The organism is Bradyrhizobium sp. WU425 (assembly GCF_021052305.1).
Taxonomy (GTDB): domain Bacteria; phylum Pseudomonadota; class Alphaproteobacteria; order Rhizobiales; family Xanthobacteraceae; genus Bradyrhizobium; species Bradyrhizobium canariense_D.
In genome coordinates, this window is the sequence record NZ_CP088089.1 from 7764662 (window position 1) to 7778150 (window position 13489).

Genomic DNA, 13489 nt, shown 5'->3' on the forward strand with positions numbered 1-13489 from the left:
TCCCGGATCTGCAGCGCACCGCTTCGCGCCGCGTAGCGTCCCGGCACGGCCGAGAGGTATTGATGAACGACCAAACCACCGTCAAACTCCGCCTCAACAACTCCGAACTCTGGGGTGGGTTGATCGGGCTCGCGCTCGGCGGCTTCGTGATCTGGCAAGGCTTAAAGCTCAAGCTCGGCACCATCAACGACCCTGGCTCCGGCTACGTGCTTTTCTACACGGGCATCCTGATGTGCGTGTTCGCGGCCAGCATTATCATCTCGGCCATCACCGAGGGCGGACCAACGCTGGCTTCGCGTTGGCAGAACGTGAGCTGGAGCAAGCCGTTACTCGTCATCGTCTGCCTTACCGCGTTTTCCTTTGCCCTTGAGCCGCTGGGATTCCTGCTGTCATCGATCCCGCTCATGCTGCTTTTGTTGCGCTTGATCGATCCCTTGCGGTGGACATTGGCGATGCCGATCGCCGTTCTGGCACCGCTCGGCATGTGGTGGATGCTCAAGCGACTGCTGCTGATCCAGTTACCCTCCGGCCTGTTCGGGATCGGCTGATCGCATGGATACGCTTCTCAACGTCGCGCATGGGTTTGGCGTCGCTCTCCTGCCGATCAACCTGCTCTACTGCTTCATCGGCGTCTTCATCGGCACGCTGGTCGGCGTGCTGCCGGGCATCGGGCCGATCTCGGCGATGTCTCTGTTGCTTCCGGTGACACTGTCAGGAACGCCGGAATCCGGCATCATCATGATGGCGGGAATCTATTACGGCTCGATGTATGGCGGCTCGACGACCTCAATCCTGGTCAACATTCCCGGCGAGGCGGCTTCCGTCGTGACCTGTATTGACGGCCACCAGATGGCGAAGCAGGGTCGTGCCGGCCCCGCGCTGGGCATCTCAGCCTTCGGCTCGTTCATCGCCGGCACATTTTCACTCGTTGCACTGATGCTGGTGGCGCCTCGGCTCGCCAACATCGCCATCGCGTTCGGCCCTGCCGAATATTTCAGCCTGATGGTGCTCGGCCTCGTCGTGCTCACCTTCCTCACGCAGGGATCGATGCCGAAAGCGCTTCTGATGGCATGTATCGGCGTCGTGCTCGGACTGATCGGGCTCGACAGCATCACCGCGCAGCCGCGGCTGACATTCGGCCGCATGGAGCTGATCGACGGCATAGGACTGGTCCCCGTCGTGATGGGCCTGTTCGGCGTCGCCGAGGTGCTGTTCAATACCGAGCAGGTGATCAAACGCGACATCATCAACGCCAAAATCACGCAGCTGCTGCCCAACAAGGCCGATTGGCAGGCGAGCGCCGGCCCGGTGGCGCGCGGCACGTTACTTGGCTTCCTGCTCGGCATTCTCCCGGGCGGCGGCGCGGTGGTGGCCTCGTTCGCGTCCTATGCGCTGGAGAAGCGGCTGTCGAAGACGCCGGAGCGCTTCGGCCATGGCGCAATCGAGGGCGTAGCGGGTCCCGAATCCGCCAACAACGCGGCGGCCGGCGGCGCGTTCATTCCGCTGATGACCTTGGGCATCCCGCCGAATGTGGTGATGGCACTGCTGCTCGGCGCCTTCGTCATCCACGGCCTGCAACCGGGGCCGCTACTGATCACGCAAAACCCCGGCCTGTTCTGGGGCATCGTCGCCAGCATGTATATCGGCAACGTCATGCTGCTGATCCTCAATCTGCCGCTGATCGGCATGTGGGTGCAGCTGCTCAAGTTGCCCTACAACATCCTGTTCCCGCTGATTATCCTGTTCACGATCCTGGGCGTTTACTGCTCGAGCAACAATGTGTTCGACGTCTACGTGATGATCGCGTTCGGGATCATCGGCTATTTCATGCGCAAGCTCGGCTTCGAGCCCGCGCCGCTGGTGCTGGCGTTCGTGCTGGGACCGATGATGGAGAACAATCTGCGCAAGTCGCTGATCCTGTCGCAAGGCGACCTCTGGACCTTCGTGCAGCGGCCGATCTCGGCAGCGTGTCTTGCGCTCGCGCTGGTGCTGCTGATGGCGCCGCTATTACCCGCGCTGCGCAAGAAGCGCGAGCTCGTGGCGCTGGATGAGGGCGCGTGAGGGATCGGCAGGTGTCTCAGCCTGCCGCGGGCAGCACGCTGTCCGGTGGCGGCGCACCCCAGGGGCGGTCGGCTGAGGCGAGCCCGATCAGGCGGCCCTGGATGTAGTCGCAGCCCCAGTCGCGCAGCATGTTCGCAGCTTCTTCGTCCTGCACCCATTCGGCCACCGTCTTGATGTCGAGGCGGCGGGCGAGGTCGATCAGGGTCTGCACGAAGGCGCGGTCGTCGGCGGAACGGGTGATGTTCTGCACGAAGGCACCGTCGATCTTCACGATGTCCACGCCCAGCTTGCGCAGATTGCGGAACGAGGTGTAGCCGGCGCCGAAATCGTCGATGGCGATGCGGCTGCCGAAATTCTTCAGCCGGGTGACGAAGCCGCGCACATCGTCGATGTCCTGGATCGCGACGGTTTCGGTGATCTCGACGATCAGCCGCTCGGCGACGCCGGGATGGGCACGCATCAGCGATTCGATTCCCGCCCACCAATCCGGATCCATGGTGGTGTCGGGCGAGATGTTGAGGCTGAGGCAGATGTCCGGCGCGGCCGCGAGCTCGGCGACCACGAGCTCGAGCACCCGGTGATCGACCAGGCGGATCAGGCCGAGGCGTTCCGCAACCGGCACGATGTCGGGCGCGAGCAGCACCTGGCCGTCGCCCTGGTCCATCCGCACCAGGCATTCGTGAAAGGCGCAGTCGCGCGAAAGGGCGGCAACTACCGGCTCATAGGCAAGCTTGATGCGGCGCTCATTCAGTGCGGTGACGATCTCGTCGGTGACGCGGATGTTGACGCGGCGCTGGGCGTCGCGCGCGGCATCCGGGCGCCAGGCTGCGAACGAGCCGACGCGGCGTTGTTTCGCGGTGTCCAGGGTCTCGTGGGCGCGATTGACGGCTTCATCGGCGTTGCGGGCATAGCGCGGCACGCTGACCGCGCCGATCGAGGCGGTGACCGACACCGGTCCGGATTTGGTCGGCACCACCTCGTCGCGAATGCCGGCGAGGAAACGTTCGGCAGCCACGTTCATGTCATCGACGGTGCAGTTCTTCAGGATCAGGCCGAACTTGTTGCCGGAGAAGCGGCCGAGCACGTCGCCGCCGCGCAAGCGCGCGCGAATGCGCGTGGCGACGTCGAGGATCACGGCGTCGGCAACGTCGAAGCCGAAGGCCTCGTTGACACGCGCGAGATGATCGATGCCGACCAGCATGAAGGCCGCGGTCGAGCGGAAACGGGTCGTCTCCTCGATGGCCTCGGCCAGCGCGGCGATCAGATGCGAGCGATTGAGCTCGCCGGTCAGCGGATCGAGCCGGGCCAGCTTCGTCAGTTCCTCGTCGCGGGCATGGCGTTCATTGTTGATGCGGACGGAGCCGATCGCACGCACCGGGCGGCCGTCGGGGCCGGCGAACCAGCGGCCGGTCTCCTCGATCCAGACCATGGGATCGGCGGCGCTCATGCGCACGCCGTACTCGACCCGGTAGGGCGTGCCGTCGGCGCCATGCACGGCTGAGGTCTGTGCCAGCGCGGCAGTCCGCATTGATTGCGCGGGCTCGATCAGCCTGGCGAATTCGGCGCCGGTGGCCAGCCGTTCGGCGGGAATTCCGGGAAAGATGGCGCTGACCTGCTCACCCCAGACGATGGCATCGCTGGCGATGTCCCAGGCGAACACGGCCTGGCCGAGGGCAGCCAGGATGTCGGAGGCTTGCGGCAATGCGGGGGTCAAAATCGCCTCGTTTCGGGACAGCGGGGAGTCCTGAGCCGGCACAGGATAAAGCCAGATTCGCCATTGACCCTAGGCAAAGTTGATAAACAATTTGGAAACCACGTTTCCTCGCTCGCAGGAACCGAAGCGGCTCACCCGGCATAGGCCTTGCGAGTACATGACACGCACCGGCGCCAGCGTCTCGAAACGCGACAATCTAGGCCGGTCAACGGTGATTGCGATGTTGAGTACTGGTCAACTGGACGTGGCGGACAACGGCACAGGCTCGGCCCTGGTGCCGCTGATGCCGGTTTTGCAGTGGGTCCACAAGGCCCCGCTGCCACGCCCCGATCCCAGCTTCGTCGCCCAGCTCATCGCCAATGCCGAGCATCTGCCCCAGGCGAGCCGGCTCCGCCGCGCGTCTTCCGAGGATGCGCAGGTCGCCTATGGCAGCAAGCGCCCGCTTCCGAGCGTTAGCGCGCGCACGCGGCAGGTGGCTTGAATCAGCGCGGCGCGTCGGGAGACGGCTGGGTGCCGTTGCCCGGCTGCAAATGCGGCGAGGGAATTTCCGGCGAGGGCGCACTCACAGGCTTCGGCGCCGGGTGATCCATCAGCACGGATTCGGCGACCGATTGTGCCGTGGGCGCGGGCGGCTCCGCCGGAGCTGGTCGCGGAGCGGACACTGGCTCGAACTTGGGCTCGAACTCATCCGCCGGCGTCTCGGCCTGGCGCTTGGTCTTGCGGGGCGCCGGCACCGTCGTTTCAGCGACATAAGCGACGCGGCGGCGGGTGCGCTGGGCGATGCCGCCGAGGAAATCGGCCATCGCGAGCAGCACCAGAAGGAAATAGGTGGAGTTGCCGAATTTCGGCCACATCACGAATTCGGCCGCAGCCGCGCCGAACACGATCAGCGACAGCAGATGATCCATCAGGAATTTCGAGCCGGGCCGCGCGCCCTTGACCACTTCGAGCAGCAGCAGCACGATACCTAGCGCGAGCATCACGTCGGCGAGCGTGACCGGCCAGGCCTCGCCCGTGATCATCGGCACCTTGAACAGCACGTCCGCAAAGGACACGCTCGGCATCAGGAATGCGATGATGTTGTAGACCGCGAGCGGGATCAGGAGCAGCGGGAAACCGACCATCGGCGAAATGCCTTCTCGATCAAGATATCCAGACAGGACAATGCGGCGGCGATGCATTCGCTCCGCCGCCGTCACTGTCATATCTCATGGGTGGACCGAAATCAGGCAGGCCCGATCGTCCTGCCCACAGAAAGGTCCCGAACTCAGGACTCTTTCTTCTTCAGGACCTGACGGCCCTTGTACATGCCGGTCTTGAGGTCGAGATGGTGCGGACGACGCAGTTCGCCGGAATCCTTGTCTTCCACATAGGTCGGCTTCTTGATGGCGTCTGCCGAGCGGCGCATGCCACGACGGGACGGCGAGGTTTTTCTTCTCGGAACGGCCATTTCAATATCCTCTAGGGATTGGTGTTTTGGGGCATCGTCCGCGAGGGGACGGCTCAGCACCCGCAAACCGAGGCGAGCTGAATGCCGGTCAAGGCCGGGCTTATAGAGGAAGGCCTGCCTTAAATCTAGGGCTCTGGGCCGGAAAATGCGCCCGAAAAGGACCGGAAATCAGCGATTCTCCCGCCAGCAGGTCGAAAGTGAACTCGCCTGCGCTCGCGCCACATAGGTCCCGGCCAGCCGCCGGACACCCGGTCCCGGCGTCCTGGCGCTGCGTTTGACCGGATTCGGCAGGATAGAGGCTAGAAGCGCGGCCTCCCGGGGGGAGAGGTTCGCCGCCGACTTGCCGAAGGCATAGGCGCTGGCGGCCTCGGCCCCAAACTGGCTCTGCGGGCCGAGCTCGGCGATGTTGAGGTAAATCTCCAGGATCCGTGCCTTGGGCAGGACGAGATCGATCCACAGCGCCAACGGGAATTCCAGCGCCTTCCGGACGAAGTCCCGCCCCTGCCAGAGGAACAGGTTTTTCGCCACCTGCTGGGTGATGGTGGAAGCGCCCCGGAACGGGGTGCCGTCCTCCTTCGCATCGTCGATCGCCTCACGCAGCGCACCCCAGTCAATGCCGTGATGCTTGCAGAAATGGGCGTCCTCGGCCGCCACCACCGAGCGTGGCAGCGAGGGCGACATCGCCGCCAGATCGATCCATTCCCGCTGCATCGGCGCACCCCGCAGCGAGCGCCAGATCATCAGCGTCGAAACGGGATGGCCGGCACGGTAGAACGGCGCGACGACATAGGGCGCGAGAGCCGCGACCGCGAGCACCAGGAGAAGGGTTTTGACGACGCGCAAATCAACCTTTCCGGCGCAGAACGAAACGCGGCCACGGGCCCGGCATTAAGTCTGTGATAATTCGGGCCTTTTCCAGCACTTTTTAGGCCTTCCAAACGATTGACTGAGGCGGGCGCATAAAGGATTGTCCCGCCGAATTTTAGTTCTGGAGCCCTTCTTGATGACCGGCACGTCCCCGTCCGATTTCGCCAAACGTCTGGACAAGACCGCTGATGACACCGAGGCCCTGCTCGGGCGCCTGCTGTCGGACGACATCCTGCCCGATGAGATCGCCCGGCCCAAGCGACTGATGGACGCAATGCGCTATTCGAGCCTCAACGGTGGCAAGCGCCTCCGGCCCTTCCTGGTGGTCGAGAGCGCGGCCGTGTTCGGCGTGTCCCGCGAAGCCGCGCTGCTCGTCGGTGCGGCGCTCGAATGCATCCACTGCTATTCGCTGATCCATGACGATCTGCCGGCGATGGACAATTCGGACCTGCGCCGCGGCCGCCCGACCCTGCACAAGAAGACCGACGACGCGACCGCGATCCTCGCCGGCGACGGCCTCCTGACACTCGCCTTCGACATCATCACCCGCGACGAGATTCATCGCGACGCCAATGTGAGGCTTTTGCTGACCCGCGCACTCGCGCGCTGCGCCGGCATCGGCGGCATGGTCGGCGGCCAGATTCTCGACCTCGCCGGCGAAGGCCGCTTTGGCGGCAACGAGCCGATCGACGTCGCCCGCATTCAGCAGATGAAGACCGGCGCGCTGCTGCGCTACGGCTGCATCGCCGGCGCGATCCTCGGCCAGGCCTCGCAAAAGGAATATCAGGCGCTCGACGATTACGGCCGCGCGCTCGGCGAAGCCTTCCAGATCGCCGACGACCTGCTCGACGTCGAAGGCGATGCCGCCGCGCTCGGCAAGCCTGCCGGCGCTGATGCAGCGCTCGGCAAGACCACCTTCGTCACCCAGCTCGGCATCGAAGGCGCCAAGCAGCGCGTGCGCGATCTGCTCGCGCGCGCCGACAGCGCCGTGTCGATCTTCGGCGAACGGGCCGCCGTGCTGCAAGCGGCTGCGCGGTTCGTGGCCGAACGGAAGAGCTGATAGCGCGATGGCGGGCGGCAGCAAGGAAGACCCCGCCCTCGCCCGCTTTCGCAAGATGTCGCGGCCGATGCGGCTGATTTATGCGCGTCCGCGGACGTTCATGTCGCTTGCCGTTGGTATTCTCGTCTGCCTGCTCATCCCGGGTTCGCACCGGCTGGTCACGCGGCTTCTGTTCGGCTGGGATGCGTTGATCGCCGTTTATCTGGTGCTGGTCTACGCGATGATGCTGTGCAACGACCACCAGCACATCCGCCGCGCCGCAGCGATGCAGGACGACGGTCGCTTCGTGATCCTGCTGGTGACGGCGATCGGCGCCTTCGCCAGCATCGCCGCGATCGTCTCCGAGCTTGGAACGCCGCATCGCGGCGGCCTGGAGCTGAGCATCGCAATCACCACCATCGTATTGTCATGGGCCGCCGTGCACACAATCTTCGCTCTGCATTACGCGCATGATTATTACCGGCACGCCACGCCGGGCGGCCTTCAGTTTCCCAGCGGCGACAAGGAAGACCACGCAGATTACTGGGACTTCGTCTATTTCTCGTTCGTGATCGGCATGACCGCGCAGGTCTCCGATGTCGGCATCTCCGACAAGACCATCCGCCGCACCGCCACCGCGCACGGCATCGTCTCATTCATCTACAACACGGCCTTGCTGGCGCTGACGGTCAACATCGCGGCGAGCGCGATCTCGACCTGAACTCATTTCCGCAATCCTAGTTACAGACCTCGGCATTGCCATCGTTGCCCGGGCCGCCGCCGCCGCGATATTCGAGATGGCAGCCGCGGTTGACCGCACGACAGCCACTGTTGTTGCAGAATAGCTGTCCGCCACTCGAGCGGCGGCTGGCGCCAGCGGCAGCAGCGATGCCCGCAGCGCCACCAAAGCCGCCGGCCGCTCCGGCAGCCTCACCGCCGGCCTGACGACGCTGCCGTGCGGGACGCTCGTCGCCGTCGTCCCGCTTGGCGGTCGCAGGCTTGGCGGTCGCAGGCTTGGCGGCGCGCTGCTTCTCGCACTCGTTGTCGTCGTTGAGCGCATAGCCATCACGGCAGACGATCTTGGTGCATTTGTCGCCGTCGGTCTTGAAGCCGTGCTCGCAAACCAGCGGACAGACGCGCGACTGTTTCGACTTGACCGTGTCGAGTGCATCGGTGCTCGCCACCTTCACGTCGAGCTTGGTGCCGGCATAACGGTTGAACTGCGATAACGACCGCTGCGCGGATGTCGTCCAGTTGCCGTCGGCGGCGCCGGAGAAGCAGCCGACGCGGCCGAGCTCGGTCTGTACCGAGCGGCTGAGATCGGCCGGCGCGATGGCCGGCGTCAGCGAGGCGACGTTGGTGCCGGCGGGGCCCGCCGTGCTGGCGGGCGCTGCACTCGGCGCCGCGGCGGCGAGATTGACGCGCTGCTGCTCGGCAGCGGCCGCCTGCTGCTGCGCCTGCTCCTTGGCCTTTTGCGCCGCAAGCTGTATCTGCTCGGCGGCCTCCGCATCGGCGGCTGCCTTGGCCTGCGTATCCTTCTGCGCGCCAAGTGCGGCAAGACGATCGCGCTCGGCCTCGGCCTGTTTCGCCTTCTCGGTGGCCGCCGCATGAGCCTGCTCGGCGCCGATTTTCTCGAGTTGCAGCTTGGCAAGGCTCGCATAGAAGCCGTCGGGATGTTGGGCGAGAAAGGCCTCCCACGCCGGCCGGTTGCCGACCTGGAGCGCGAGCTCGTAATCGCGGCGGATGTCGGCCTGAGGGTTGGGCGCGGGCGCAGCGGCAGCCGCAGCGGTCACCTTGACCGGCACCAGCGGCACGTCCTCGCCGCCGAGCGAGCCATAGACGAACGGCTCCTGCTTATTACCTGTCGACTTGAGCACGTCGTCGCGCACGAAGCCGATGGCACGGCGGACGTCGAGGCCGGGCCTCGTCAGATGCTTCGACAGCGCCACCGTAAAGGGGCTGTTCGCACCGTCGCCATCCTGCGCCGTGAAACCGGCCTTGGCCGAATAGGCGATCAGCGTGTTCGAGCTGGTCGGCTCGACCTGGGCGAGGCCGCGGCCGACGCCGCGCGAGGCGATCGTGCGCTTCATGGTCTTGCCGAACGGATTGTCACGGCAGGCATCCAGGATCACCAGGCGAAGCTGCTTAGCCGGTTCGACCGCGACCAGGACGCGGTCGAGGGAGAGCGCCTCGTCAAAGACGTCGGTGTCACGCTCCAGCTTGGCGTCGACAGGGATCAGATAGTTCGAGCCTTCGACCTCGAGGCCGTGGCCGGCATAATAGACCACGGCGATATCGGCATCGCGGGTCCGGTCGGCGAATTCGCGCAGCACACGCCGGGTTTCCTGCGCCGTCAGGTCGTGCCGGGAATCGACGATGTCGAACCCGGCCTCCTTCAGCGTCCGGGCCATCACCGAACCGTCATTGACGGGGTTCGTCAGCGACGGCGCATGCTGATAGGCGGAGTTGGCGATCACGAGCGCGACGCGCTTTCCGGCGAAAGCAGGCCCGGCGCCGAATAGCAGCGCGACGGCGAGGAGGACTGGGCAAAGTCTGAGCAATTTGCGCATGACACGACTTCCGATTTCGGGGCGGTTCGCGCCCTTTGGGACGGCTTTAGCAGGGTCCGTCGCGGACGCTTGTAACGGAGGTCACGAAGATGGCGCCGGCGGCAAGCCGAAAGGTCCCCTTTGTTCGTCGCGCCAGTCCGGCCGCGGTTCGCCGCCAAACAGGTGCGCAGCAGGTTCCCTCAGACATCCCCGATGTGGCCCCGATATTGCGGCAGATTATCCGTAATCTCGTGCCAGGGCGCCTTCGACCCCACGAAAATGTGGGCGCTCGGTCGGATCGAGGGGGCATCGACCAGGGTTCCCATGGCGACGTGGACCCATTTTCCGTCGCGCACCCGGGAATAAAGCAACGAGCCGCAGCGGGCGCAGTGGGCGTCGTGGGTGGTTTCGTCACCGTAGATGGTGAGCTGGTTCTCGCCTCTGACGATGCGGAGCTTGCCCTGCTCGATGCCGGCGAACGGCTTGAAGGCAGCGCCGGTGGTGCGGCGGCAATTCGAGCAATGGCAGTTCATCGCATAGGAGAACGCGTCCGCTACCTCGTAGCGCACGGCGCGGCAGCAGCATTCGCCGATCAGGAAGGGAGCGTTCGAATTCTCTGATCCGGTCATCACAGCGTCCCAGCAAATGGTACGGACACCATAGCGCATTTTGACGTGTACGACTAAGTTCGCCCTGAGCCATCATTCAAAGGGATGACCCATGAGCCAGAACCGTTCGAGCGTCGAAGCCGTCGTGCAATCTTACTTCGACGGACTTTACGAGGGTGATGCCGAAAAGCTCGGCGCCATCTTCCATCCCTCCGCCGATTTGCGCTGGGTCGAGAAGGGCGAGCTGCAGGTGCTGACCGTGCCGGACTGGCTCGACCGCGTGCGCAAGCGCCCCTCCGGCAAGGCCGAAGGCAAGCCGCGCGAGGATTTCATCGTCACGATTGACCGTTCGGACGACAAGACCGCCTTCATCAAGGTCCGATGCCAACTGCCGCCGCGTTTTTTCACGGACTATCTGGTGGCTATGAAGCTCGCCGACGGCTGGCAGATCGTATCGAAGTCTTACCGGTATGATCTGCGAGAGTGAGGGCTTCCGCTGCCCGAAATCGGGCACACTCGTCCCACATCCTCCGTCATTGCGAGCGAAGCAAAGTAATCCAGAGTCTTTCCGCGGAGGAAGACTGGATTGCTTCGCTGCGCTCGCAATGACGATGCGGATGGAGTGCATGCCGCATCTCTCCCCGCCCCGTCTCGCTCAAAAGGTCCCCCATGCTTCTCGACCGCCGTTCGCTGCTCGCCTCGCTGTACTGGATCGCCGCCTCCCCCGCGCTCGCCGCAGACGCGCAGCCTGAGCTCGAAACCTATGAGCGCGAGAGTGGCGGCCGGATCGGGGTCTATGCCGAGAACCTCGCGACCGGCGCAAGGCTCGCCTGGCGCGCCGACGAACGGTTCGTCATGTGCTCGACATTCAAGGCTTCGCTGGCGGCATGCGTCCTGGCGCGGGTCGATCGTGGCGAGGATCAGCTTGCGGCCATGATCCCGTACGGCAAGGCCGACCTGCTGGAGTACGCACCGGTCGCCAAGCAGAACATTGCCGCCGGCGCAATGTCGGTCACCGAGATGTGCAAGGCGATCGTCGAGCTCAGCGACAACACCTGCGCCAATTTATTGCTGGCGCGGATCGGCGGTCCCGCCGCACTCACCGCGTTCTGGCGGTCGCTCGGCGACACCGCCTCGCGGCTCGACCACAACGAGCCCGAGCTCAACCGCTCACCGCCCGGCGATCCCCGCGACACCACGACGCCGGCGGCGATGGCAGGCAATCTGCGCCGGCTGCTCACGGGCGAGGCGCTGTCGGCCACCTCGCGCGCGCAGCTCACGGAGTGGCTAGTGGGCTGCAAGACCGGTGCGAACCGGCTGCGTGGCGGGCTCCCCGCAAGCTGGAAGATCGGCGACAAGACCGGCAACAACGGCAAGGACGCATCCGGCGACATCGCGGTGGCCTGGCCCAAGCCCGATACGAAGCCCGATGCACCGATCCTGATCGCGGCCTATACCCAGGGCGGCACGCCGAGCGCGGCGCAGATCGAAACCGTGTTCGCACGCATCGGCCGCATGGTGGCCGAACGGCTGGCGTAAAGCCGCACGCATTGACCTTGCGACCGCTTCCGGGTGAAGACAGACCATCATGGAAGCGAAATTTCAGACCTTTCTCATCCTGCTCGCCGTGCTGGCGGGCACCGCGCTTGTCGCGCGCCGCTTCAACATCGCGCCCGCCATTCTGCTGATGCTCTCAGGTGTCGGCCTTGCCTTCGTGCCGGGCATGCCAGCGGTCGAACTGCCGCCGGAACTGGTGCTGCTGATGGTGCTGCCGCCGCTGATCTACTCGGCGAGCGTCGCGATGAGCTGGCGCGAGTTCAAAAAGAATCTTCGCCCGATCGTGCTGCTGGCGGTCGGTGCGGTGATCTTCACCGCGGCGTTGGTCGCAACCGCCACGCATTATTTCATCGGCCTGCCCTGGACGATCGGCTTCCTGCTCGGCGCCATCGTCGCGCCGCCCGACGTGGTGGCGCCGCTCGCGATCGCGCGCCGGCTGCATCTGCCGCGCAGGCTGATGGTCATCCTCGAAGGCGAAGGGCTCGCGAATGATGCCACCGCTCTGATCCTCTACCGCTTCGCGCTCGCCGCAATCATGGTCGGGCAATTCTCGCTGCCTCTGGCAGGCGGCGAGTTCTTGCTCATCGTCGCCGGCGAGATCGCCTTCGGCATCGGCGTCGGTTGGCTCTCCCTGCGGTTCCGCAAATGGTCGGGAGACCCGCAGGTCGAGCTGACACTGTCGCTGATCACGCCCTACGTGTCCTACTGGCTGCCCGAGCATCTCGGCGGCTCCGGCGTGATCGCCACCGTCGCCTGTGGCCTCTATGTGAGCTGGAATGGCCCGCTGCTGATCTCGGCATCGACGCGCCTGCAAGGCATCTTCTTCTGGGACCTCGTGATTTATCTGATCGAGGGCTTGCTGTTCCTGCTCACCGGATTCCAGATGCGCGCACTCTACGAGAAATCGAAGGCGTTCCCGCTCGACGACATCATGATTGCGACTGCCGTGGTGCTGGCGGTGGTCGTGATCGCGCGCTTCGCCTGGCTCTATCCCGCGACCTATCTGCCACGAATGCTCAGCAAGTCGCTGCGTGCGCGCGATCCGTCACCACCATGGCAATGGCCGTTCGTGCTTGCGTTCACCGGCGTGCGCGGCGCGGTGTCGCTGGCGGCAGCACTGGCGCTGCCGTTCACGCTGCCGGGCGGCGAGGCCTTTCCGTTTCGCGACCTGATCCTGTTCGTCGCGTTCGGCGTCATCTTCATCACACTGATCGGCGTCGGCCTCACGCTGCCCCCCGTGGTTCGTTGGCTCGGTGTCGCGGAAGCCGGTCGCAACGAGCATGCCGCCGAGCACGAGGCCGAGATCGCGGCGCGGCGCCAGGCCCTCGACGCGGCGCTAAAGTCGCTCGACGCGCTGACCGAGGAAAAGGACGTGTCCGACGAGGTGATGCGGCTCCTGCGCGCCCGCCACGAGATCCGGGTCAACCAGCTGCCGGACTCGCTCGATCCCACCCACCACGACGTCTCCGCCGCCGGCACCGCACTGACCCGCGGTCTGATCGCCGCCGAGCGCAAGTTCATCCACGAGCTGCTGCGCGAGGGCCAGATCACCGACGAGACGCGGCGGCGGATCGAGCGCGATCTGGACCTGGAGGAGGCAAGCTTGGCAAACCGGGAGTACCGGGGAGGGCCGCTATAGATTCC

General features: G+C 65.2%; 14 protein-coding genes. 8 read left to right on the forward strand and 6 right to left on the reverse strand.

The window, feature by feature from the left end; translation table 11 throughout:
• Window positions 1-62 precede the first annotated feature (62 nt).
• Window positions 63-548 carry a tripartite tricarboxylate transporter TctB family protein gene (locus BcanWU425_RS36885; protein WP_204513108.1) on the forward strand — a complete coding sequence of 162 codons (486 nt, stop codon included), beginning with the start codon at window positions 63-65 and terminating at the stop codon, window positions 546-548.
• 4 nt (window positions 549-552) lie between these two features.
• Complete coding sequence (locus BcanWU425_RS36890) at window positions 553-2061, forward strand: tripartite tricarboxylate transporter permease (RefSeq protein ID WP_204513107.1); 1509 nt, start codon at window positions 553-555, stop codon at window positions 2059-2061.
• 16 nt (window positions 2062-2077) lie between these two features.
• Here BcanWU425_RS36890 and BcanWU425_RS36895 read toward each other — a convergent pair whose 3' ends face one another.
• Entirely contained in the window at window positions 2078-3775 is a 1698-nt protein-coding gene (locus BcanWU425_RS36895) for a bifunctional diguanylate cyclase/phosphodiesterase (RefSeq protein ID WP_204513106.1), read from the reverse strand.
• 220 nt (window positions 3776-3995) lie between these two features.
• Here BcanWU425_RS36895 and BcanWU425_RS36900 point away from each other — a divergent pair, with 220 nt between their 5' ends.
• Window positions 3996-4256, forward strand: coding sequence for a hypothetical protein (locus BcanWU425_RS36900; RefSeq protein WP_026233054.1), 261 nt, complete (start codon window positions 3996-3998; stop codon window positions 4254-4256).
• Window position 4257: 1 nt separating this feature from the next.
• Here the strand turns inward: BcanWU425_RS36900 and BcanWU425_RS36905 are convergent, their stop codons facing one another.
• The 3 genes from BcanWU425_RS36905 to mtgA all read right to left on the reverse strand — a co-directional run bounded on the left by BcanWU425_RS36905 (window position 4258) and on the right by mtgA (window position 6068).
• Window positions 4258-4899: a hypothetical protein gene (locus BcanWU425_RS36905; RefSeq protein ID WP_026233053.1), complete on the reverse strand. Its 642-nt coding sequence runs from the start codon at window positions 4897-4899 to the stop codon at window positions 4258-4260.
• A 143-nt stretch (window positions 4900-5042) separates the two neighbouring features.
• On the reverse strand, window positions 5043-5225 hold the full coding sequence (gene rpmF / locus BcanWU425_RS36910) for a 50S ribosomal protein L32 (protein WP_007598106.1): 183 nt from the start codon (window positions 5223-5225) through the stop codon (window positions 5043-5045).
• 168 nt (window positions 5226-5393) lie between these two features.
• Window positions 5394-6068, reverse strand: a complete 675-nt coding sequence (gene mtgA, locus BcanWU425_RS36915) for a monofunctional biosynthetic peptidoglycan transglycosylase (RefSeq protein WP_018455922.1) — start codon at window positions 6066-6068, stop codon at window positions 5394-5396.
• A 160-nt stretch (window positions 6069-6228) separates the two neighbouring features.
• Here mtgA and BcanWU425_RS36920 point away from each other — a divergent pair, with 160 nt between their 5' ends.
• Complete coding sequence (locus tag BcanWU425_RS36920) at window positions 6229-7152, forward strand: polyprenyl synthetase family protein (protein ID WP_085361935.1); 924 nt, start codon at window positions 6229-6231, stop codon at window positions 7150-7152.
• A 7-nt stretch (window positions 7153-7159) separates the two neighbouring features.
• Window positions 7160-7852 carry a DUF1345 domain-containing protein gene (locus BcanWU425_RS36925; protein WP_085349782.1) on the forward strand — a complete coding sequence of 231 codons (693 nt, stop codon included), beginning with the start codon at window positions 7160-7162 and terminating at the stop codon, window positions 7850-7852.
• Between the two features lie 16 nt (window positions 7853-7868).
• Here BcanWU425_RS36925 and BcanWU425_RS36930 read toward each other — a convergent pair whose 3' ends face one another.
• Complete coding sequence (locus BcanWU425_RS36930) at window positions 7869-9701, reverse strand: caspase family protein (RefSeq protein ID WP_204513105.1); 1833 nt, start codon at window positions 9699-9701, stop codon at window positions 7869-7871.
• A 179-nt stretch (window positions 9702-9880) separates the two neighbouring features.
• Window positions 9881-10309 carry a GFA family protein gene (locus BcanWU425_RS36935; RefSeq protein WP_018455918.1) on the reverse strand — a complete coding sequence of 143 codons (429 nt, stop codon included), beginning with the start codon at window positions 10307-10309 and terminating at the stop codon, window positions 9881-9883.
• 91 nt (window positions 10310-10400) lie between these two features.
• On the opposite strand from BcanWU425_RS36935, the gene BcanWU425_RS36940 reads away from it, so the two are divergent.
• The 3 genes from BcanWU425_RS36940 to BcanWU425_RS36950 all read left to right on the forward strand — a co-directional run bounded on the left by BcanWU425_RS36940 (window position 10401) and on the right by BcanWU425_RS36950 (window position 13484).
• Window positions 10401-10775, forward strand: a complete 375-nt coding sequence (locus BcanWU425_RS36940; protein WP_007598116.1) for a nuclear transport factor 2 family protein — start codon at window positions 10401-10403, stop codon at window positions 10773-10775.
• Window positions 10776-10957: 182 nt separating this feature from the next.
• Entirely contained in the window at window positions 10958-11827 is an 870-nt protein-coding gene (bla, locus tag BcanWU425_RS36945; protein WP_026233052.1) for a class A beta-lactamase, read from the forward strand.
• A 49-nt stretch (window positions 11828-11876) separates the two neighbouring features.
• Window positions 11877-13484, forward strand: a complete 1608-nt coding sequence (locus BcanWU425_RS36950) for a Na+/H+ antiporter (RefSeq protein WP_204513104.1) — start codon at window positions 11877-11879, stop codon at window positions 13482-13484.
• Window positions 13485-13489: the final 5 nt, after the last annotated feature.